This is a genomic window from Vibrio sp. 070316B (assembly GCF_013114115.1).
Lineage (GTDB): Bacteria > Pseudomonadota > Gammaproteobacteria > Enterobacterales > Vibrionaceae > Vibrio > Vibrio chagasii_B.
In genome coordinates this window covers 176,456-198,902 of record NZ_VTYC01000001.1, presented here as the reverse complement: position 1 = coordinate 198,902, position 22,447 = coordinate 176,456, and the positions used below count along the sequence as shown (strand labels likewise).

Genomic DNA, 22,447 nt, shown 5'->3' with positions numbered 1-22,447 from the left:
ATTCCCTATTCCGCAGCAGTGGTTACTGGCTTCACGGTTTGGCCCGGAACCAAGCGATGCAAACCACTCGCGATAACCTGCTCGCCATCTTCAATCGCACCACTCACATACGCTTGTTGATTGTTCGCAAACAACACCTGAACACTTCTACGTTCAACCTTGCTGCCATCACCAATCACAAAGATGTTCCAAACACCGCGCAAACCATCAATCAAACCAGTTAAAGGCACCCAATAACCTTGGTCGTCGATTTGCTCGTCAAACTTAAGGTAGGCCAGTTGACCTTCTAAAACAGTGGCTTGCTCAGGGAAAAGATAGCGTAAACCAACACTGCGGGATTGCGTGTCGACCATGGCACCCGGATTCAACAACGTTACATCATAATCATCTCGCCCAACACGAATGCTTGGCGAAGAGAGTGAGGTTACCTTTGTCATCTGATGGGCAGGAATACCGATAAACGCTTCTTTGCCTTCCGATGCCAGTAATGTAAGAGTTGGATTGCCAACATTGACCACATCACCTAACGAAACAAAACGCGTTGCGATAGTGCCTGAATAAGGAGCAAGAATCGTCGATTTAACCAATTTGAGGTCGTTACCTTTTACCGAGGCGTCAATGCGCAGTAAGTTCGCTTGTAATACACGCTGCTCACTGGTTAACGAATCGATTTCTGCTTCGGCACTAAAGCCTTTTGCTTTCAGTGAACGTTGACGTTTTAAGTTCGCAGCAACAAGGCTCAACTGGGCTTTCACTTCTTCAGCTTGTGCTTTTAGTTGGCTCGATTCGGTCTTCAACAGCTGAGTATCTAACTTGATTAACGGCTGACCTTCTGTGACTGTGTCACCGACATCCACCAGAATTTCGTTAACTTTCCCCGCCAATTCAAAGCCGAGATTCGCCTGTTGACCCGCTTTGACCACACCGACATATTCACGTTGTACTTCGTATGATGAAGAGCGTTCTAGGGCAACAGTTTCTACCGTTAACACTGTCGATTCGGTACTGTTCGATTCAGCAGTGACCGCTGCATCGGAAGGTGTCTCGGCTTGTGTGTTTTCACCACACCCAACAAGAAGAGTCGACAACGCCACGGCTACTGCGCTTCCCTTCATCAATTCATACATACTCACTGTTCCTATGCGGTACTCAATTATGTTCTTTTTTTAGACTAACCAAACCAAACTAGACTGTCTAGTTTGATTATGTTAAAAATAAATTTCATCGTTAGTGATTGATAAAACCATCACAAAAAGCATAATGCTTAGCGCCAAATGAGATACCTATTACTGAATATCAATAGACATTAAGCAAAGAGACAAGCTAGGTAGCGACCCAACACCAAGTAACGAGAAGCAAGCACGTGACGAAAATCATCAAGAGTGAACAGAAGAGATCGCAGATCTTAACCGCAGCAAGTAAACTTTTCTCTGAACATGGCTTCAAGATCAATATGGATCAGATAGCCAAAGCAGCGAACGTTTCCAAGCAAACGGTCTACTCTCACTTTAAAAGCAAAGACGTTCTTTTTGAAACCTGCATGCAAACCAAATGTGCCGAGCGTGAGCTGAGCCATTCAGCCTTTGACATGGGCGCCACTTTGGAAGAAGAATTGGTGAAGTTTGGTGTCAAGTTTCAGGACTTATTGCTAGATGAACAGTCACGACAAACCTTTCAGAACGCGGTCAGTCAATCCAACACGCACCCAGAGATCGCCTCTATCTATTTAGAGACCGGCCCTCAAAAAACCACCAAGTTACTCGCCGATTACCTGCAATCGAAAATAGATTCTGGAGACCTTACTCTGTCGACGTCTAGCTCACCGATCATTGCAGCTCGTCAACTGCTGCTGATGTTTCATGGCAAGTCAGCGTATTGGTCGTTCTTCGGCCATGATAGCGGCGAATCTGATGAGGAAAGGCTCAACTACACGCGCGAATGCGTTGCACTTTTTTTGAATGGAAACCAGCCTCGTTAATCGCTCATAGCTCATAGCTCATAGCTCAGTTTCTCATATCACTTAGTCCGCATTCCGGGCTGATTCAAGAAGCAGTTCATAGAAATGTTTCGCGGCGGGGCCCGTCTTCGCACCTTTCGGCAGAGTCAGATGCAATGGAACCTGATAACCACTGCCCTTTTCTACATTCAACACGGTAAGCTTGTCACTGCCTCGGCTATCAACAATATGTTTTGGTAGCCTGCAATAACCTACGCCCTGCTCTACTGCACCAAAGGCATGATCGAAATTATCGACCGTAATACGCTGGCTCGACTTCAACCAGCCGACATCTTTTTTCTCGCCTAGCTTTTTATTGCCTTGACTACCTTGAGCACCTAAATCTCTCACCACAATTTGTGGCAGCGACGACAGTTGGTTGAGCGATATAGATGACACGTTAGCCAAAGAGTGCGAACTTGCGACAACGGGCTCCATCATAGTGAACCCAAAGGCTTCGGCCGAATAGTTGGTAATTGGAAGGTTAATGATAGCAACATCGGCTCGTTCTTGAGTGACCATTTCAGTAGTCTTCGACAATGACGTTTCAACCACTTGGATTGAGGTGGTGTTGTTCTCGGCCATAAACGCAGCCATCGGCTTATAAAGGCGCTCAAGGCAGCACAAATGGTCAACGGCGACCACAATTTCAGACTCCACACCCTTTCCTAACTGTTCACTGATCAACTCCAATTCCCGAGCTTGTTCCAGCATACTGCTCGCCCTGCGCAATAACGCTTTGCCGTCTTCCGATAACACTGCCCTTCGACCTTCAACCTGAACCAAAGATACACCCAACTGGTCTTCCAATTTTCTCAATGCATAGATCAGCGTGGTATGACTCTTGTTGAGCTGCAATGCCGCCGCCTGAATGCTGCCAGCGCGGTCTATCTCATAGAGTGTTTGCCATTGGTCGAGGGTAGTCTTTAATCTCATCGGTCTAAAATCCTGACAGTTAGTGGCAACATTATGAACTTTTCTGTCTGTTTTTTACAGGTAATATAAATCTCAACAACAAACGAGAATGGCTTGTTTGTCTTAAACCCCTATTTTTAAGCGGATTTTGTTAAACGGAATTTGCTAAACGGAGAAACACCATGAAACTACTACAAGTTGATTTTGAATTTTCAGGCCCTTTCGGTGAAGAGATGTCGAACGCACTCGTAGACCTAGCTAAGTCCATCAACAACGAGCCGGGTATGATCTGGAAAATCTGGACAGAAAACCAAGCCGAAAAGCTAGGCGGTGGTGTCTACCTTTTTGAAGACCAACTCAGCGCAGAAAATTACCTAACAATGCATGCCGCTCGCTTAAAAGAGATGGGCGTTGATGAAGTTCGCGGCGTGATTTTTGACGTCAATCAACCATTAACTACCATTAACAAAGGCCCAATCAACGGCTAATAAAATGAATAGAGAATGAGTGAAAGGCACGAGATAGAGAGATAACAAATGAACAATAAAACGTTTTTAAGCCTACACGGCATCATTTACGCAGGTTTTGCCTTCGCGTTGTTTTTTCTACCAACGGTCATGTGGCCTATGTACGGCGTGGAAATTAATGATAAGTACGCTTATTTTCTCTCTCAACACACCTGTATCTTCCTTGGTGGTATTGCAGCGATAACGTGGTTACTGCGAGATATTGAAGCGGGAGTCAGTGCCAAGAAACTCATCGAAGGCTTGGTTGTCACCAATATGCTGGGTGCAATCATCACACTGTATGCCGCTTTCACGGGCATCTTTGTTGGCTTTGGTTGGAGCGACCCAGCGTTCTTCCTTTCGCTATCAGTACTGAGCGTGTTGCAGGTGCGTAAGCAAGCTTAGTGAGTATGATTCTCAGGTAACATAAACAAAAAAACACTCGGTACATGCCGAGTGTTTTTATATTAATTTTTCCTATCAAGACCAACGCTAGACTCGCTAAATAAGACATAATCTTGATGTCTGATTTTGTTATCTGCTAGCAGACGACGAACGACCAAGCATGCGGCTTAGTGTGCCATCTTTATCGACAAACTGGTGTTTCAATGCGCCTAAGACATGCAGAGCAAGTATCACCATGATCAAGTTAACTGAGTTAACGTGAACGAAAGAAGCTGCAGATTGTAACCATTCCGTTTTCTCACCGGCGGCAATTAGCTCTATCCCGAATAAATCTAATCCTCGGCCCCCCGCCACACTCATCACAGCGCCAGAAATTGGCATCGCCAACGTCACAAGCAGTAATAAATGATGAACGCCTTTCGCCGCTATCTCTTGTGCTCTAGATAGTACCGCCACGCTGCTAATTGCGCCCTCTTTAAGGCGCCATAAAAAGCGCAACAGTGCTGCAGCTAAAACAATCAAACCCAATGATTTGTGCAGCCCCATTAACTCGCCTTTTTCGGGACCTCTAGGCATGCCTTCGAATTGAAGTCCAATAACAAACACAGCGATAAACAAAATGCCTGTAAGCCAATGGAAAATAACCGTCTGTTTAGATAATGATTTATTCATAATGACCACTCTATGTCTCTGACCTAGGTGTTATTTTGACTCATTATCATTACACTTAACATGGTCTTTGCGTAAAGTTACGTAAAGACCAAGAAACCGCTACATACCGTTATTTTGAGTGTTCGACGTAAATCAATTCATCGGTATTAAAACCACGCTCTTTCGACATGGCTTTAAACTTCTCCATCACTTCTGGTGCGACTTCAGGAGTTCTTGCGAGTAGCCATAAGTAATCAGTGTCGGGCCCAGAAACGAACGCGTATTGGTATCCTTCCTCTTCCAATTCAAACACCACGTAGGCGCCATAAAACGGACCGAAGAACGACACCTTTAAGTAACCTTGGTCGCTACCTTCAACAAAATACGCTTTGCCTTCTGCCTCATTCCATTCGCCCTCTTCAGCCGAATAGCCGCGGTTAATCACTTTCACGCCGCCATCATCGCGTAGGCTGTATTCAGCGCTCACATTACTTAAGCCGCGCTCAAACGAGTGGTCTAAACGAGCAACTTCGTACCATTTCCCTAAATATCTATCCAATTCAAACTGCTGAACTGGCTTGACGGTTTCTGGCATGCCAACGCATCCACCCAATAAAATCACGCTCAGCAGCAAAAGTATTTTCTTCATCCTAACCTCGACTTGTTTTAATCGTAATACGAGTAAGTCATTTGAGTCTTAACTTACGTCCTTGTTAATACGTGAACCCCATTAGCATGGTTCATATAACATTAAATTATTCAGACGTTTATGGAAATCGTTTCGTTGGTGAATCAATCAAAGTCGCTTCATTGACTCTCGATATTGAGTCGGCGTCACCTGCTTATAAGATTTGAACTGGCGATTGAAGTTAGCTTGGTTGTCATAACCGACTTTTTCCATAATCAAATTCACAGGCAGAGATGTATTGAGCAGTAAGTCACACGCCACATTTAATCTAATTTTCTTCAACCGCTGACTGAAGCTCTCGTTGTAGTGCTTTTGAAACAGACGCCTGACGCTGCTTTCACTAACATACAAATGACTAGCTAAGTCATTTATTGAAATATCGTGGATAAAATGATTCATCAGAAAGGCTTCGACCTTATCTAGTTTGTCGCTGACTTCGTCTTCTTCAACCGAGTTAAAGGTTGGGTTAATTAACTGCACGACTTCTTGGTCATCAATCAGCAGAGCAAACAGAGAGAATAGAGTCAGTAGCTGTTGATGAGGAGGCTGTTCCATCACCTTATCTAGCAGTTGTGTTGCCCTCTCAGCGGTATTAGGAGAAAATTGCAACCCTTTCTTTGAGTCTTCTAACAGCACACGTAACGGTTCAAGTTCACGACAGCACGCCATCAACGGCTCAATCCAATCTTTACGAAACCAAATCACATGAGTTTCGCAAACACGTGAGTCATCACTGCTCTCTTCCGAATAAATGGCATGAGGCAAATCTGGGCCAACCAAAATCATATGGTTATGGAACACATCGCTTTGGTGGTGGCCGACAAAGCTATGCCCCGAGAAGTGACGATGAATAGCAATCTCATATTCTTCATGTCGATGCCAACCATAACTCTTGCTGCCTTCAACGATTTTCTTGTAGCGCCATGACGCACCAATCCTTTGCGGCACCTTTTCTAAGTAACCTTTCATTACGATACTCTGTGACCCTCTAATACTGAAAGTATACCCGTCAAACCATTTAAGTGAGCACTTTGACTGAAAAGTATTGGATATTGCGCTAACGGTACTCATCCAACTTTCTCCGCTAAATATACTGCAGGTGAACTTAATCAGGAGAGCAACTATGGACACTTTATTATTAAAAATACGCGATATGATTCATGCCACACGTCAGCAGTGGATCGGAGAAATCACCTACAGCCACAATATTAAAGGTGATCACACGTGGAAACTTTATGGCTATCACTCGTACGCCGAGTACAAGAATGATTTGCTTAAAAGTTTGAAACAATAACCATCATGAAAGGCATACCAAAGCCACAATACGCGGGGTAATCCCGGCTTTTGTTCGTCATTCATGTAAAGTTTCACACTGACCACTCGCTTTCTATACTTATTAAACAGTGGAACATGGAAGACACAATAATGAACAACAAGCTTACTCTGCCACGCACTGCATTAGCCGCTTTAGTCACAATGTTAGGTGCTGTATCACCAGCTCTCGCACAAGCTGAATCAGCAGTGCAAAGCCAAGCGGCTGACCAAATTTTCACTAATGCCGATATATACGGGCATCGAGAGTCCGATTCTATCGTTACCCATGACGGCAAGATCATTTTTATTGGCGACCTCGAACAAACAAAAACGTTTCAAGGGCAGAATACCGACGTTATCGACTTAGGGAATGCTTTTGTTCTGCCGGGTTTCATAGATAACCACAACCATGTTTTTGAAGCCGCCTCTGAGCTGGGTGGCGCTTGCGAGCTGGATTCAGAAGCAACACTCGAAGAACAAATCCCCTACTTAGAAGCCTGCAAAATCAATGCTGATTCAAACGGCAGAGGATGGTTAATGGGGTATGGATTTTCATTAGAATCGACACTCAATAGCGATTCCGAATACACGCCACTTGAGATCATCGACAGTGTCTTCCCCGATCGACCAGTCGTGATCATGGAGCAGACTTCACATTCAATGTGGGTTAACTCCAAAGCGCTAAAAATCGCCAGAATTAGTCCGCAATCACCAGACCCACAAGGCGGAGCCTATTTAAAAGATCCTGCAAGCGGTAAGCTCAATGGCATCTTACTGGACAACGCTGGTGACCAAGTCATGGAAATGGCCTGGAACAGTCAAAGCGAGCTCTTCGAACAAAGCTACCAAGGCTTAATGTACGGTCTTGAAGAAGCGGCTGCTCACGGTATCACCACCATAGGTGACGGTCGCATGTATTGGAAGCGCGGTTGGTATGACGTTTGGCTAGAAGCCGAGCAAAACCAAGACCTCACAGCACGCGTCTCATTGCGCCCCTGGGTTTACCCTTCTATGGCGATGCCTTCTCAGTTGGAAGTGTTTGAGAAGATGTACTCTGATGACAAAAGTCGTCTATTGCTGGTCGATCAGGTGAAAATGTACAGCGATGGTATTTTTATCAATGGCACGGCAAAAACGCTCGCTCCTTACTTAGATACTTACTTACCAAATTCTCCTAATGGCTTGAACTACATTCCACCAGCACAGATGAAACAGTGGTTAACGGCCCTAGAAAAAATCGGCTTTAGTGCCCACATACATGCTATTGGTGACGGCGCAGTTCGAGAATCTTTAGATGCCATCGAGAGCGTACGTAAGCAAGGTTCGCAAAAGCCATACACACTAACCCACGTTGAATTGATCAATGATGTGGATGTTCCACGATTTAAACAACTCGGCGTAACCGCGGATTTCCAAGTTGGATCAGACTACGTCGCGCAACATGATCACGAATGGGCTAATGCCTTCTTAGGTGCAAGACGCGCGAAAGCCATGATGAACCTCGACGCAATCCTCAAAACCGACGCCAATATCACCTTAAGTAGTGACTGGAACGTTCACGACATCAACCCACTGGTTGGCATCGCGAATAGCTTAATCATGGGAAAGACCGGTCTAACCGATATCTATACCGCCATCGACGCTTACACCCTCAACGCAGCTAAAAGCCTAGGAATTGATGATATTACGGGGACGATTGAAGTTGGGAAGTCTGCAGACTTCGCCATTCTTGACAAAGATATCACCACCTTATCAGCAAGAGGCATCGCCAAGACTCAAGTGCTGATGACGGTACTGCGTGGCGATGTGGTTTACGATGCATCCCACTAAAAAAGCAATGTAAAAGGCTAAAAATTTAATGGGAATTATCCAAAAGGGTTGGTGTTTATTACCAACCCTTTTTTATTTAATACTAATTTAGAGTAATCAAATAAATATGGAGTAAGATTGTTAATATAAAAATCCACTCAAATCTTTACATGATTAAATAGCATTAAATTTAACAAGTCGTTCACTATAACCAAAGTTGGCCGGTGTGTGATTAACTTCCACTGTAATACTACCAGACAGTTTTCCATCTGTTTTATACACTGGACATGATGCAATATCGGATAAGTATGACTCTTCTGTTGGAGCGCTGAAGTAATAAATCTTTTGTAGGTTACATTCACCCACCTTCATTCCCAACGCTTCAACTTCAGAACGCTGACGGTAGTAATGTGGACCGATATCAAGAAGATACTCAGGACTATGTGTATAAATCTCGCTAGTGTAGCGCTCGGTAAACTCACTCTCCGCAATAAAGTGTTCATTTGCCATGCTGTAAAGCACATTCAGATGCCAGTAGATCAACTTAGACTTCTCACTGGTTGATGCGCCAGGCTTAGAGTAGACACACTGGATCTGACTATGAGGAACTTCTAGGCTCTGAGTCGCTTGGATGTTATTACGAAGAGCCTTGATTCCACAGCGATGCATCGTGAAACCCTCATTCTTCATCGACTCGGTAACTTGGTTAATCGACTGATATTGAACGTAAACCCCTTCCGGTGACTCGCCAGTGATAACGTTAGTATTATCAGCATAAGCAAACGAACTAAAGGAAGAGATTACAGACACTAAAGCTATTGTTTTTTTCATTGTTATTTGTCCTTTGTGATTGGCGGCAGGAAAATAACTCAGAAACCCAATATGCAACACAATACATATCAATATTTGTGATCTTGGTGGAAGCAATGATTGGTTTTGTGAATATTTCAATTTGTGGTTTTTATATGGAAGAACAAGAATCCCATAAATTAGCCATACTAATATAAAGGCCTTATAGTTAACAAATACTAAACTATTGAGTATTCTTTTTAAATGGACATGTAGAACCAATTAACGAGAAGGGTACCCACTTACAAAGAGGTATGTATGGATTAATTAATAGATCAATTTTACAATCCTGGATTACTCTAATGAGGAATATCGTGTACGTGGGTGGTATTTACCTATAAGTGTTCAGTAAATAGAATTGATAATATACCTCCTTTATACTAATTTAATATATCACCGATAACACAGTGTTATCGGTATCTAAAAGACAAAATGAGCTGGGAAAATACAATGAAAAAAATCGTATTAGTAAGTGCCTTGATATTGTCATCAACAAGTGCGTTCGCAGATCAAAAGACTCAGAACGATAAAGGTGGCTTTACCGGTCCAAGTGCAGTGAAAGTAAAGACTGTTGAAATGGCTTTAGAAGCAAAAGACGATACACCAGTAATATTAACGGGTCATATTGTCTCTTCATTAGGTGATGAAGAGTACCAATTTAAAGACTCAACCGGTGAGATTGTTGTTGAGATTGATCACCGTGATTGGAATGGTATTGAAGCAACACCTGAAACAAAACTTGTAATTCAAGGTGAAGTGGATAAAGAGTGGAAACACACTGCTATTGATGTAAACACGATTCAACTAGCAAAGTAATCTTTCGATCCTGCTAAAAAGAAAAAGGTCAGAAATAATTGTCTGACCTTTTTTGTATCAACTAGGAGTCAAAGCCTACATGACTCGCCTTTTGGTTATCAACCCGCTTAGCTCAATTTTCCGATAGAGATTTCGATAAAGAAAGCGACACACCAGAGAAACTTCGGAACGCATTGATCATAATGTAGAGATCTTCATCAGCCCTAGGCACCTCGCAAGTTTCAAAGTTGCCAGAGCGATAAGGTCGGCAATCGTAAGTACTTTTCGTTGGTTGCGCGCCAGAACGAATGTAGAGATCAGCATCCCCTACTCCAGACTTGATAACGATATTCACGTCCGTGGTGCGATTTGCAGCTTTGAGCACAAACAGTTTCTGTTGTCCGGACGTCGCGGCAAGATCGCTAGTCACGCTTCCTAAAGTGACCTCAGGAATATCATTGTTCGGCTCACCGACTGAGCCATCTGGCAACGTATCACCAAAGTATGAAGACACGAGTGGCCAAATCTTACTGATTTTCACGCCTTGGTTTTCACAACCTCCAAAATGATGCAGCGCAATCGCTTTGTTGTTGTCAGTACGCAAAACAGGTGAACCAGATGAGCCGCCAATGGTGTCACAGAAATAACCAGTGTCGGTATTAGCACCTCGCCCACCAGTTGAAGCTACATCAATCTGACACATTCCAGAACCATTTTGGTCACTTTCAATTGCTAGTTCTTTCGGCTTACCAGCTCCATGTTGAGGAATATAAATACCATCGCCAAAGATTGGCTCCTGATCATCTAAACCTAGATAGCCAAACGACTCAATTTTTGAAAAATCATCAACAGTGAAAAGTGTGTAATCCAAATCATAATCGGTGCTAAGTATCTTACTCCCCATGACTTTTACCGTGGTGGCCATAGAACCGTCACAAGTACGACGCTGATAGTTAAACCATACCTCTGTATTTCTCAGTTCTGATTCTGATGCGACACAGTGGTTGTTGGTGAACATATGGTTATCTGGCCCCACCCGCCAAGCGGTACATAGACTACGCCCATTAATGAGTAGCCTTGCAACGGGGGTTGTCCAAGCCACCTTATCTGGATGAGACTCTTCCCAACAGGCTACGTCTCTGCGCTCATTAACACCACATGTCGATAACGTTTCCAATGCCTCTTCGTCAGCACTCTTGCCCGCCATGTAGTAATCTATCTCGAACTCAGCGTATTGGCCCTTTGAGTTTGGAATAACCTCAAGCAGCATGCGCTCGCTTGAGATAGACTGAGCAAACCAATCTGTCTGGCTGTCACGATACTCAACTACCTCATCATTGGTGCTCGAACTCAAGCGCAATAGACTGCCTTTCGGCACAACAAGCGACTTGAAGTGAAGCTTAATGAACGATGCCCCCACATGCTCAATTTGCTGTTTGCGCACGTTTCCCGATGTCTCAATCAACGCTTGGTGCGACAATGGGTACTCAACTTCATTGGCAATAACGGGTAAGTGTGGCTGAACAGTAAGATTGAGCTGAACTAGGGATTGTGGCTGCGCATTTACGAACGAAGAAAATAGACATGTTGTCGCTAACCCAAGGTTAGATAAGATTACTTTCATTGGATTTCCTATATCGATTTGTAGTGTTCCCTCCACAAACATATGCGCTAATAAACAATATGACATAAAACTCATATGATATTTTCAGTAAAGAAATATTCACACCAACGACAATTGCTTACATTCAATAACATAGCTCTCAACTGGACTTATTCGTACCTCTCTCGCTGTACAAATTGGTGTGCGACTTGAACACAAAAAGAATCATGGGTAAGCAGCGTATTTTGCTATTCTGAAGATAATTTCGGCAGAGCTATACTCTTCATATAGTCAATATAGAAAGCCTTGAACTGCCACACTTAAAACTTCGTGGATTAAATAAGTAAGAAGTCGTTAAATGGAATGCAGGTAAACAGAAACTAAAAAGGGCTAGCAAAACTGCTAACCCTTCTAAGTTGAGAGTTCGTTTCAAACTCCCTATACGTATTCAACTTTCGATTATGCTGTTTTTTCATCCAAGTTTGCGTCTTGCTTGTCATCAAGAGCAAAGTAGATTTTCGACACAATCACTTCAGCAATTAGAATCGTAAATACCACAGCAAAGAAAGCAACAACACCGTTCCAAGGACCTGTAAAGCTCACCTTGTCACCGAACAATAAGTTAATCGCTTCTAGCATGACAAACTTCGAGCCCACCAAGATAATGTAAGTGGTAATCGCTCGGTAAACCTTAGGTGCAGTACCCGGCTTGCTTTTAAAGTGCTCAGCAATCTTATGTTCTAAGCCAATAGAAAGCTTCAATAGTAGCTGAAGCAACAATGCCGCTATCAAAGAGATAGTGAAAGACTCGATATTCACAAAGTCCCAGTACTCATCAAAGAAGTTAAGAACCACTAGGTCCACCAGCACAGCTAACGTGTAACCTACGAATAGACGTTGTGGTGTATTGAATCCGTAAACTTTGTCTGAATTAGTCATGTTGTCTCTCTTTAATTTGATAAGTAGCCTCGATTTGAAATACATCTTAGCGTTCGAATCAGAACAAAACTTACCATTTGGTGACATCATCCCCTTTCCATTCAAAATTGTTAATCTTTATTGGTTGATCATTTTCTGTACCAATAATTCTCTTTCCTCTATACAGCAAAACTCAAAAATATAGAAAAGTGCGAAAAGATAAGTCTCGTCACTGCTTGTCACCAAATGGCAATTTTAAAAATACTGCACCGCCTATGATGGCTCCATCAGCGACACACACTCATTTCCAAAAGGTGCAGACTATGAAAAAGCTAATCACTAACGCGAACGTATTTAACGGTGTTGATAACAACCTAATCGAGAACGTATCTATTCTTATTGAAGACAACTTGATCACTCAAATTGGTGAGGTTGACGCTACGTTAGCCGATGAAATTATTGATGCTCAAGGTGGCACAGTAATGCCTGGCTTGATTGATGCCCACGTTCATATCACGCTATCTGCGCCTTTCAATGTGATTGATACTATGACACGTGAAGAAGTAGCGATTCGCTCAGCAAAGATTTCAGAAGAGATGCTGATGCGCGGCTTTACCACCATTCGTGACGTAGCAGGTAACACGCTTGGTCTTAAGAAAAGTATCGATAACGGCTACGCAACTGGCCCACGAATTCTCCCTTCAATGGCGGCAATTTCACAAACCAGCGGTCACTCAGATTACCGCCAAAACCAAGCTCAAGAACGTTTGGCTAATGGGCACGAAGACTCGCCAATGATGAAGCTTGGCGCAATGAAAGTGGCAGATGGCCGTTCAGAAGTATTGAAAGCGGTACGTGAACAACTGTTTATGGGCGCGTCACAAATCAAGATCATGGCTGGTGGCGGTGCATCATCAACTTTTGACCCGCTAGACACATTGCAATTTACGTCTGACGAGATGAAAGCTGCGGTACAAGCCGCTTCAGATTACGGTACTTATGTTGCTGCGCACATTCACACTTCCGATGCAATGCGCCGAGCGGCAGAAGCGGGCGTGATGTCTTTCGAACATGCGACCATCATGGACGACGATATTGCAGAGATCATTAAAGAGAAAGGCATTTGGGTGATTCCTTCTTACTTTACCTCTTCATTGATTGCAGAGCGTAAGATCCCGTTACCAAACGAAGAGACATACCGCAAGACAGAACGCGTAGGCAAAGCCATGTTCAAATCAGCAGAACTGATTAAGAAATACGATATTCAGAACATTGCTTTTGGTACTGACTGTGTGGGTGAAACCAACGTGCATGCGACACAATTGAATGAACTGGGTGCGATTGAGCAAGTATTCGATACCATCACGGCACTTCGCATGGCGACATCAAACTGTGGGCGTTTATTCGAGATGTCGACTTACCAACACCCTTACCAGCAAGGCAAGCTAGGCCAAATCGTTGAAGGCGCGTATGCCGACCTACTGATCATCGACGGTAACCCACTAGAAGGCGTGGCATGTGTTGCTAACACCGATACACAGAAACTGATCATGAAAGACGGCAAAGTGTATAAAAACACGCTTTAGCGTTCAATACTCACTCACTGAGTACCTAAAACTCAAAGGCAGGCAAGCGAACTTTTTCGTCGCTTGCCTGCCTTTTTGTTAAGCGTTGTTTTATTGCTACTATTAAGCACAGACTATTGATTCAATGATGGAACGAGTTTATTTAAGGATGAAATTAGAATGAAGCTATTACTTACTGCACGCCTAATCAGCACAGTGCTATTACTCAGTTCGCTGCTGTCAGGGTGCGGTAACTTTAGAAACCTATCTAATGAGATAGAAGCTATCGACTCCATTACCAATCAATACATGATTACCTTGAATCAACCAGCCTCCGGTTCTGCCGTGGTGATTGAACAAATCAAAGACATCAACAAAAGCGAGGTTGATGGCTACGATGGCATCATCGACAGTGACAGTATTCACTTACATGTATCAAATAACATCCACTATCTACTTATCTTTGAAGATAAGAATCAAGATCTTACCCTACAAGCCGATGAAGCTTTCAGTGTAATCAACCTACGTGATCACGAAGACAGGTCGACAATAGAAGTATCATTAACCGTTAATGAGAGCGAAGCCCCAAGAGCGTTTGTTGATCGTTCGCTATCCTCACTATTGAAAATTGAATTAGACCTCGTCGACATAGGCACCGTGGTAGATTTATCGAATCCCCCTTTTGAGAAAGGGAATGCAAAACTCGGTATGTGGCAGCCACTCACATTCTTACTTGAGGACAACGCCGGGCTCTATTTTCTATCTGAATATGACCCAAATAAAATCCCAATCTTATTTGTGCACGGGATCAATGCAACCGCTTTAGATTTCGCCCCTCTCATTCAAAAAATCGACCAATCTAAATACCAGATATGGGTGTTTAACTACCCTTCTGGCTTATCTTTATCTTTAAATTCGAAAGGCTTGAACAATCTATTACATACAGTTGTAAGTGAATATAAGAACCAGCAACTACATGTTGTTGCCCACAGCATGGGCGGGCTTATCGTCACCAACAGCATTCGTCAGTGCCGAATTGGACAGTTATGCGACTTTGTAAGCAGCGTAACCACCATCTCTTCGCCGTTTGGTGGTGTCGAGTCTGCTAAACAAGGGGTCGAGTACTTTCCCGTAGTAATGCCTGCATGGGTTGATTTAAATCCAGACGGGAAATTTATCGCTGACTTATTCATTGACAGCAGTAAGATTCACATTCCCCACTTTTTAGCCTTTGGTTATAACTCGGGCGAGCTATTTAATACCAACAGCAACGATGGTGTGATCAATTTATCAAGCCAGTTATCACGACCTGCCCAATTGAAGGCGGACCAAATTCGTGGTTACAACGAAAACCATCTGAGTATTTTAGATAATGATCATCTGTTTGAAGATCTGTCCGAGTTTTGGCTAACAGCAGAGCAATAACCCCTCCCTATACATCACCCGACAAACCCGTTGGCGTAAATGGTATGAAGATTGGCGGTATTTGCACTGCGAGCCAACACGCCAATCTTTATTCTAATCCCATAAACCAGCACACGGAGTGACGCTAAGCCTAGCGAGCTAGGTTTCGAAACAAGGATAGTGACTTTCTAACTTGGGATAGAAACGATGACTATCAATGAATTAAAACGCAGAGATTTTTTCAAAGTTATGGGGAAAGGTGCAGTTTCTGCTGCGGCTATTTCTCTGCCTACCTTAGCCAGTGCAACGCCAACTTCGCCAACCAATTTGCCTTCAGATCACCAAAGCGTTGACTCGCCACTCGATGCAACCGAGATGGCGAACCTGATAAGAGACAAAAAAGCCTCGCCAAAAGAATTCGTAAAAGAAGCCATCTATAAAATACGCCAGACCAATGATCAGGTTAATGCCGTTGTTTCTGAGTGCTTTGACTTAGCGCTAGAGCGTGCAAACTCATTTAACCCGAACTCACCCTTTGCCGGCGTCCCTTTCTTGGTAAAAGACTGCGTTGATGTTGCTGGGCTTGAATGCACCCTGGGTTCGAAGCTAAACCAAGGCAGAAAACCCAACACGACCTCTTGGTTTATTCGTGCGACTCAAAATGCAGGGCTGAACACCATTGGCATGACGAACATCCCTGAAATGATGACACTAGGCTGCACACAGAATTCCCTTTACGGCGCTACACGTAACCCATGGGATCTAAGCCGAGGTGTTCACTCATCGACTGGCGGTGGCGCAGCAGCGATTGCAGCTGGTTATGTACCCTTAGTGCATTCAACAGATGGCGGCGGTTCTTCTCGTATGCCTGCTTCAGCAACTGGTATTTTTGGCTTTAAACCCAGTCGAGAATCTTTGATCTCAGGGCTAACTGATGGCTCAACAGACGAAGGTTTTACTCATCAATCGTTTATGTCGAGAACCGTTCGTGACGCTGCTTTGGCAGTTTCAGTCACAGAGCATCATACAAAAAATAACTTTGAGACGCCTTTTCCTCGAACTCCAATAGGAATGGTTAATGCTTCTCTTAACCGTCAGATAAAGATTGGTGTCACCCTCAAAGATATCCACGGCAGGCTTCCCGATGAAGACACGCTCGCAGCCATTCGTTCTACGGTCTCTTTGCTCGAAAGCCTTGGGCATATTGTTATCGAAGTTGAACAGCCAATCCAAGATGGCGATGTGTTCATGCGTAACTACATGGGCGTATTTGGTAACAAGATGGCAAGCTTTGCTGAGCAATTCGACCGCTTAGGGATGCCGCTAGAATCGATGCCAGACAAAGTCAGCGATAACGTCGCCTATTTAGCTCGTACGATGCAAGCACGCTTAAAAGCCACTCCTAGCTTGTATATCGACTCTCAACAGCGATGCCGAAACTTCGCAACCAGTCATAACCGAGAGTTCTTTAAAAACATCGATATATGGCTCACCCCTTGTGCAAACCATGTTCCTTTGGACATCGCATATTTCGACCAGAAAGCACACTCCGGCAAAGAGATATGGGCACGTTCAGAGAAATTAATGTCCTACACGCCAATCGAAAACGTGGCTGGCAATCCGGCGATGTCGGTTCCCTTGTATTGGAACAAGCAGAACCTTCCTGTTGGTAGCCACTTTTCCGCAGCAAGAGGCAACGACCGCCTGCTATTTGAATTGGCCTATCAACTAGAACACGCCAAGCCTTGGGCAAACAGAAAAGCCCCGATTGCGCTTTAAAAAGCAATTCACTTTCAAAACAGTTCAATTTAGAAAACCATTTAAGTACGAGTCTTTTGATGAAACATATTATTTTCCTATTCTTGGCAAGCCTGACGCTTCCGCCACACTCATTCGCAGCTCTAGCACCAAGCGAAGGCTTCAGTGGCAACATGACCTTCCTAACTGGCTTCACCGCAAACTCAAGTAACCTCGATGTTGGTCAAAGCAACCATCAATCTCAAGCCGATTTAATGTCGTCGGGTAACACGGAAGCCGAGGGAATGGTCGCTGTTTTGGGTTCGGTGCAATACACCTTTGGCGCTTTGAATCACAAACAGTTTTTCTTAGGCACCTCAAGAGACGACATCATCACTGGTACGCTGGCATTTGAAATTGGATATAGACAGCAAGTGGAAAGCGGCATGGTGGTCGATTTTTCTATCTTGCCGACTCTGATATCTGGCGAAGTGTGGGATGACCCTTATGCTGTAGACTCGAAAAGAGAAGAGACCGATGTCACTGGTACTGTCGTTCGAATGCAGCTTTCAAGAATAATGGGCTCGAACTTTAATCTCGATGTCGCTTCTGGTGAGTCAGACGTTAAAAAAGAAAACACCGGTCTAAAGGGGCTTGGGTTAACCGAAGAAGAACGCGCACTGATGATTCGAGAACGAAAGTACTTTTATCTCAAGTCTGGTTATCAGTACTTCTTGAAAGATGGGTCAGGCATTCTCACACCTTCAATGAATATTTTCTCTTCAGACTCTGAGGGTGATGCACTGTCGTTCTTGAGCCTTGGTGCGGAAATCAACCTAGCGAAAAGATACGGAAAACATGGTCTTGCTTTAACACTCAATGCAGCAAAACGCAGCTATGATAAAGAGAACCCGATCTTTAATAAGACACGTGAAGACAAAGACTTTGGCGCCTTCGTTGCCTATGAATATGCCAATATCTTTGATGCTAAAAACTGGTCTTTGGTGTCACTACTCGGCGCCAAGACAACGAATTCAAACATTGAGTATTACCAATCATCGCAATATGTGGTTTCAGTCGGTGTTGATTACAAATTCTAAGGTTGAACTGAGATTTTCATTGCTTGTAACCCGCAAAAAAATCCTTTAATTTGGACATATTACCGAGAAGAACACTCTTCAATCATCAGTAATAACAGGGAGTTACGGTGGAAAGTTTTAGTACTCAATTACCCATATTTTGGTTTAAAACTTTAGATTCTGCCATTCAGGCTAGAATTGGAGACAGCAGCGATATCTGGTCGGGAGCAGAGGTCTATCAACAACTTTGCTCCGCCGAATCGATCTCGGCTTATCAGCTTCAAACCGCCATCACCAACATCTACCAACGCTTTGATCATGAACTGATCGACCTATTTGATGAATCCGCTTGCTACTTCGATGAGCTTGAAATGGGCGCGCCGGTAATGGCCATGCTCACCGCGCCAGATCTCGCCAGCTTTTGCCAACTGTTGAGTCGATACTCCATTCATATACATCCGCTACTGAAAATTTTCAGTCGTGAAACAGAGAGTGGTGAAGTCGAGCTTTGGGGCGTCACACCCGAGTACATTGACGAAACCACCCTAATGACACACATCAGCTTAGGGCTCTATTTCAGTATTATCCTCAAGCTCGTTCGAAAATACCTGAATACACCAAAACAAAAAGTCGCCATCCATATCCATAAGAACACCATCGGTGATGAGTTTTTAAGCATATATGAGCGCGTATTTAATGTAGAAATGAAGGAAGGCTTCCCCGCCCGATATATACTGTTCCCTAACGATCTTGTTCAGGCGAAACCTCGCCAATTCCAAGCTGACTTTCATGCAGAGTTAGTACGAATAGCCGACCAGCAGATGGAAAAAACATTAAAAACCAACCTGATCTACAAAGTGAATGAAACGTTCAAAGTGCTTGCGGTAAAAGACACCAACCTAGATAGCGTGGCGAGTAACCTTCACATCAGCCCTCGAACTCTGAATCGTAAACTTAAACAACAAGGGGTGAGTTTTCGTCGTTTGTTCGATAAATATCGACTTGAGCTGAGCATGACGTTGCTAAATCAAAACAACAGTAATATTACCTATGTGGCTCACGAGCTTGGCTTCTCAGACTCAAGCGCATTCAGCCGAGCATTCAAGAATTGGACTGGTCACTCTCCTACTGAACTCAGGTCGTAACAACAGATCTCGCCCCCATATCACTAAGCATCGAACGACATTGTTCTTACTTGGTTTTTGCTCTTACATATTTTCGATTCTCATGTATTATGCTTGTCCATAATTGTATGACAAATATGTAGCGCTGTTTCTGTATGACCAAAGCCACCAACCACGCGATTTTGCTCTTAGTATTCGCCAACCTGCTCGCCTCCTTTTCAGACGTTTCACTCAAAGTGCTGAACGGTGAAGTGCCTACGTTTCAATATGTGTTTATCCGCCAACTATTGAGCGTGATGTTGCTGCTTCCTTTTTGGCTAAAGCTACCCAAAGAGACGCGAATGCAAGGTGGTTGTCGCATCAACTTCTTGCGGGCTCAATTAATCCTAGTGGGCAGCGGCTGCGCAATGATTGCCATCACACACCTCACCTTGGCGACCGCAAACGCGATGTTCTATGTTGGGCCCATTCTTATGCTCCCGCTTTCTATTGTTTTACTGAAAGAGAAGCCGACATCATCAAAAGTGGTCGCGACATTGATTGGTTTCGTGGGTGTGCTAATCGTTTTGCGTCCAGAGCAATTTCACTGGGCCGCTATTGCAGGCTTAGGCAGTGCGCTCGCTATGGGTGTCGGCAATATTTTGATTAAACGTCTTCACGCAGAACAACACATTATCTCGACGCTATTTTGGACCAGTGTAATGACCCTGCCTCTGGCGTTGGCTCTTGCTCTGCCTGCATGGGCGGCGATTGAATGGCGTCATGTTGGGTGGATTATGGCTATCAACCTATTCGTTTTTGGATACCATGCCCTTGTGGTGGTGGCTTATAAAAAAGCGCCAGCAAACCAAATAGCTCTCGCAGAATATTCGGGGTTGGTGTTTGTGACATTATTTGGCGTGATGTGGTTTGACGAGATTCCAGATATGCTGACTCTTGTCGGTATCAGCCTCATCGTCATTCCTATGATGCCAATAAAATGGAAGAAGTACTTCAGTTGGCCAAATCAAACGGCCCTTGATATAGAAGCCAATCAGCCTAAGCCTTAATCGTCGACAGCATCATTACAGCGCATAGAGCTAACCCACTTTCGGCTTATTCAAACTAGAAAAGGGACCGGTATTTCTACCCGTCCCTTTTTGTTTTCGCTTGTGTTAAGCGTTACTTAAGCTTGAATACCAACACTTTGTTGTATGCCGTTACCATCAGTAAGTCTTGCTGTTTCCCGCCAATTTCTAGGTTGCTGATATGGCCCGCATCAATAGCAATGAAGTCAATCTGCTTACCGTCTTTATCGAACACACCCACGCCACCGTGCGCTGCAACAAATAGGTTGTCATCGGCATCAACAGCGACACCATCAACCATAGGTTCAGAGCCAGACTCCGCCTTCACTTGAGCAAATTGCGTCTTATTGCTGAGTGACTGTCCATCAACATCAAATCGGTATACCCAGCCATCAGATGTGTCGGCAACGTATAACGAAGATTCATCAGAAGAAAATGCGATGCCGTTTGGTAGCTTGAACTCTCCAGTGATCAACTTTAGATCACCATCTAAATAACGATAAACGCCATTAACCGGTTGCTCTGATTCTGCCTTTGCTGGGCCGTAACCTTGGATACCAAACGGAGGATCGGTAAACCACACGCTGCCATCGCTGTTAACGGTTAAATCGTTCGGGCTATTAAGCAGTTTGCCGTTATACGTTGCAGCGACAATCACTTTCTCTCCGTTGCCCTGACGGTACGACAACTTTCTATCATGGCGAGCAGCCCAAAGGTTGCCTTTCGCATCAATATCGAGACCATTGGCATAGCCAGAATTGTCATCAAAAACGCTCAACTTGCCGTTAAGATCGTAAGAATAGGTTGTGTTATTTGGGATATCGCTAAACAAGAAACGTTGATGTTCCACATCCCATGTTGGGCCTTCAACAAAGCCGAATGAGTCACCAACCAATGTTGGGTTGCTTTCTACAACAGAGGCAGCTGAAACATTCATAGAGGCAGCCATTGCAGCGGTAATAAGTAGTAGTTTGTTCATTGTTCTTCTCCTTTCTGTTTACGTTTTGAATCTTAGTTTCTTGAAGGAGTGAGAAAAACAGTACAAAATGACTTCACTGTTTACTAAATGGTGTTAATGATGAATTTGATTTATATGCAGACTTTCTTGACTGTCGCCGAAGAGCAAAGCTTCACCAAGGCCGCTGAAGTATTGGATGTGTCAAAAGGTTTGGTGTCTCGGCATGTACAACGACTCGAAGAAACATTGAATTCTAAACTGTTTCACAGAACGACTCGTTCTATCAGCCTCACGGAAGTGGGCGAAGAGTTGTATTCAAAAGCGAAGCAAATTCAACTATTAGCAACCGAAGCGGAAATGCGTGTCTTAGACATGACTCAGGAAGTGGCAGGCGATTTGAAAATTACCGCGCCGATAGAGTTTGGGCGTGCGCTTTGTCGTCATATCATCCCTACTTTCAAGCAAGAGTACCCAAAAGTGGATTTGATTCTCGACTTTGGGCCGATGAAAAAGAAGATAGAGTCTGGCGACTTTGACATTGCTTTTAGAGCCTACGATGAACTGCCTAATGATGTGATTGCCAACGATCTTGGGCATATCCGCAATGTTCTGGTTTGCAGTGCGGGTTACGCATCGACTAACCCACTTGCCACCACTAAAGACATCCATAAATGCAGCTTCATTCTTAACAGTCAAAATGAACGTTGGAATCAGCTGGAGTTAATCAATGATGAGCAAACCTACCATGTTGAAGTAACCGGAAGCGTTAGTTCAAATACTTACAGTTCAATTTTAGAGTTAGCGATGCAAGGAATAGGGGTCGCCAGCTTGCCGTTCTATCAAGTTGAAGAGCAGCTCAAACAAGGTGAGCTTATTCACGTGTTCCCAGAATGGTCGATAAAAGCCCAAAAGCTAAGCCTTATTTATGCTCAAAGAAGAGTAACACCGCAGAAGTTGGTCACTTTTAACCGAGCGGTAAAAGAGTGGTTGGAATCGAATAACGCTTATACGTTGTGAGGGGGAGATACCAACTCTTGATGGTTTAAGTGACTGGATTTGATTAG

At 43.9% G+C, this 22,447-nt stretch carries 21 protein-coding genes; 12 read left to right on the top strand and 9 right to left on the bottom strand.

From position 1 onward, the window contains the following. Positions 1-5: 5 nt before the first annotated feature. A complete protein-coding gene (locus F0251_RS00950; protein WP_105059240.1) occupies positions 6-1,127 on the bottom strand; it encodes an efflux RND transporter periplasmic adaptor subunit in 1,122 nt (373 codons plus the stop codon). A gap of 236 nt (positions 1,128-1,363) precedes the next feature. Between F0251_RS00950 and F0251_RS00945 the strand changes: the two genes are divergently transcribed. Then, positions 1,364-1,978, top strand: a complete 615-nt coding sequence (locus tag F0251_RS00945) for a TetR/AcrR family transcriptional regulator (protein ID WP_061031821.1) — start codon at positions 1,364-1,366, stop codon at positions 1,976-1,978. Positions 1,979-2,020: 42 nt separating this feature from the next. Here F0251_RS00945 and F0251_RS00940 read toward each other — a convergent pair whose 3' ends face one another. Further along, positions 2,021-2,932 carry a LysR family transcriptional regulator gene (locus tag F0251_RS00940; RefSeq protein WP_105059239.1) on the bottom strand — a complete coding sequence of 304 codons (912 nt, stop codon included), beginning with the start codon at positions 2,930-2,932 and terminating at the stop codon, positions 2,021-2,023. 161 nt (positions 2,933-3,093) lie between these two features. Between F0251_RS00940 and F0251_RS00935 the strand changes: the two genes are divergently transcribed. Together F0251_RS00935 and F0251_RS00930 are read left to right on the top strand one after the other, a co-directional pair. Further along, positions 3,094-3,399: a monooxygenase gene (locus F0251_RS00935; RefSeq protein WP_105059238.1), complete on the top strand. Its 306-nt coding sequence runs from the start codon at positions 3,094-3,096 to the stop codon at positions 3,397-3,399. Between the two features lie 48 nt (positions 3,400-3,447). Continuing rightward, on the top strand, positions 3,448-3,822 hold the full coding sequence (locus F0251_RS00930; protein ID WP_105059237.1) for a hypothetical protein: 375 nt from the start codon (positions 3,448-3,450) through the stop codon (positions 3,820-3,822). 129 nt (positions 3,823-3,951) lie between these two features. On the opposite strand, the gene F0251_RS00925 is transcribed toward F0251_RS00930, so the two are convergent. The 3 genes from F0251_RS00925 to F0251_RS00915 form a co-directional block, all read right to left on the bottom strand. After that, positions 3,952-4,494 (bottom strand): cytochrome b, encoded by a 543-nt coding sequence (locus tag F0251_RS00925; protein ID WP_105059236.1) that lies wholly within the window; start codon positions 4,492-4,494, stop codon positions 3,952-3,954. 109 nt (positions 4,495-4,603) lie between these two features. After that, positions 4,604-5,122 (bottom strand): lipocalin family protein, encoded by a 519-nt coding sequence (locus F0251_RS00920; protein WP_032498609.1) that lies wholly within the window; start codon positions 5,120-5,122, stop codon positions 4,604-4,606. 147 nt (positions 5,123-5,269) lie between these two features. Next, entirely contained in the window at positions 5,270-6,232 is a 963-nt protein-coding gene (locus tag F0251_RS00915; protein ID WP_061031826.1) for an AraC family transcriptional regulator, read from the bottom strand. Between the two features lie 354 nt (positions 6,233-6,586). Here F0251_RS00915 and F0251_RS00910 point away from each other — a divergent pair, with 354 nt between their 5' ends. Next, positions 6,587-8,305, top strand: coding sequence for an amidohydrolase (locus F0251_RS00910; protein ID WP_171730132.1), 1,719 nt, complete (start codon positions 6,587-6,589; stop codon positions 8,303-8,305). A gap of 153 nt (positions 8,306-8,458) precedes the next feature. On the opposite strand, the gene F0251_RS00905 is transcribed toward F0251_RS00910, so the two are convergent. Continuing rightward, a complete protein-coding gene (locus F0251_RS00905; RefSeq protein WP_171730131.1) occupies positions 8,459-9,115 on the bottom strand; it encodes a hypothetical protein in 657 nt (218 codons plus the stop codon). Positions 9,116-9,583: 468 nt separating this feature from the next. Here F0251_RS00905 and F0251_RS00900 point away from each other — a divergent pair, with 468 nt between their 5' ends. Beyond that, entirely contained in the window at positions 9,584-9,949 is a 366-nt protein-coding gene (locus tag F0251_RS00900; protein ID WP_061031829.1) for a YgiW/YdeI family stress tolerance OB fold protein, read from the top strand. Between the two features lie 112 nt (positions 9,950-10,061). On the opposite strand, the gene F0251_RS00895 is transcribed toward F0251_RS00900, so the two are convergent. Continuing rightward, entirely contained in the window at positions 10,062-11,552 is a 1,491-nt protein-coding gene (locus F0251_RS00895) for a serine protease (RefSeq protein WP_171730130.1), read from the bottom strand. Between the two features lie 438 nt (positions 11,553-11,990). Then, complete coding sequence (locus F0251_RS00890; RefSeq protein ID WP_116870606.1) at positions 11,991-12,470, bottom strand: hypothetical protein; 480 nt, start codon at positions 12,468-12,470, stop codon at positions 11,991-11,993. Positions 12,471-12,772: 302 nt separating this feature from the next. Between F0251_RS00890 and F0251_RS00885 the strand changes: the two genes are divergently transcribed. The 6 genes from F0251_RS00885 to F0251_RS00860 all read left to right on the top strand — a co-directional run bounded on the left by F0251_RS00885 (position 12,773) and on the right by F0251_RS00860 (position 20,407). Beyond that, complete coding sequence (locus F0251_RS00885; RefSeq protein ID WP_171730129.1) at positions 12,773-14,035, top strand: amidohydrolase family protein; 1,263 nt, start codon at positions 12,773-12,775, stop codon at positions 14,033-14,035. Positions 14,036-14,194: 159 nt separating this feature from the next. Then, positions 14,195-15,439, top strand: coding sequence for an alpha/beta fold hydrolase (locus tag F0251_RS00880; RefSeq protein ID WP_171730128.1), 1,245 nt, complete (start codon positions 14,195-14,197; stop codon positions 15,437-15,439). A 186-nt stretch (positions 15,440-15,625) separates the two neighbouring features. Then, positions 15,626-17,197, top strand: coding sequence for an amidase (locus F0251_RS00875; RefSeq protein ID WP_061031832.1), 1,572 nt, complete (start codon positions 15,626-15,628; stop codon positions 17,195-17,197). A 59-nt stretch (positions 17,198-17,256) separates the two neighbouring features. Next, positions 17,257-18,255 carry a DUF2860 family protein gene (locus tag F0251_RS00870; protein WP_171730127.1) on the top strand — a complete coding sequence of 333 codons (999 nt, stop codon included), beginning with the start codon at positions 17,257-17,259 and terminating at the stop codon, positions 18,253-18,255. Between the two features lie 107 nt (positions 18,256-18,362). Further along, positions 18,363-19,379, top strand: coding sequence for an AraC family transcriptional regulator (locus F0251_RS00865; RefSeq protein ID WP_061031834.1), 1,017 nt, complete (start codon positions 18,363-18,365; stop codon positions 19,377-19,379). Between the two features lie 134 nt (positions 19,380-19,513). After that, positions 19,514-20,407: a DMT family transporter gene (locus F0251_RS00860; RefSeq protein ID WP_171730126.1), complete on the top strand. Its 894-nt coding sequence runs from the start codon at positions 19,514-19,516 to the stop codon at positions 20,405-20,407. Between the two features lie 112 nt (positions 20,408-20,519). On the opposite strand, the gene F0251_RS00855 is transcribed toward F0251_RS00860, so the two are convergent. Next, complete coding sequence (locus F0251_RS00855) at positions 20,520-21,404, bottom strand: SMP-30/gluconolactonase/LRE family protein (protein ID WP_108166253.1); 885 nt, start codon at positions 21,402-21,404, stop codon at positions 20,520-20,522. A 99-nt stretch (positions 21,405-21,503) separates the two neighbouring features. Here F0251_RS00855 and F0251_RS00850 point away from each other — a divergent pair, with 99 nt between their 5' ends. Further along, positions 21,504-22,400 (top strand): LysR family transcriptional regulator, encoded by an 897-nt coding sequence (locus F0251_RS00850; protein WP_171730224.1) that lies wholly within the window; start codon positions 21,504-21,506, stop codon positions 22,398-22,400. The last annotated feature ends 47 nt before the right edge of the window (positions 22,401-22,447 follow it).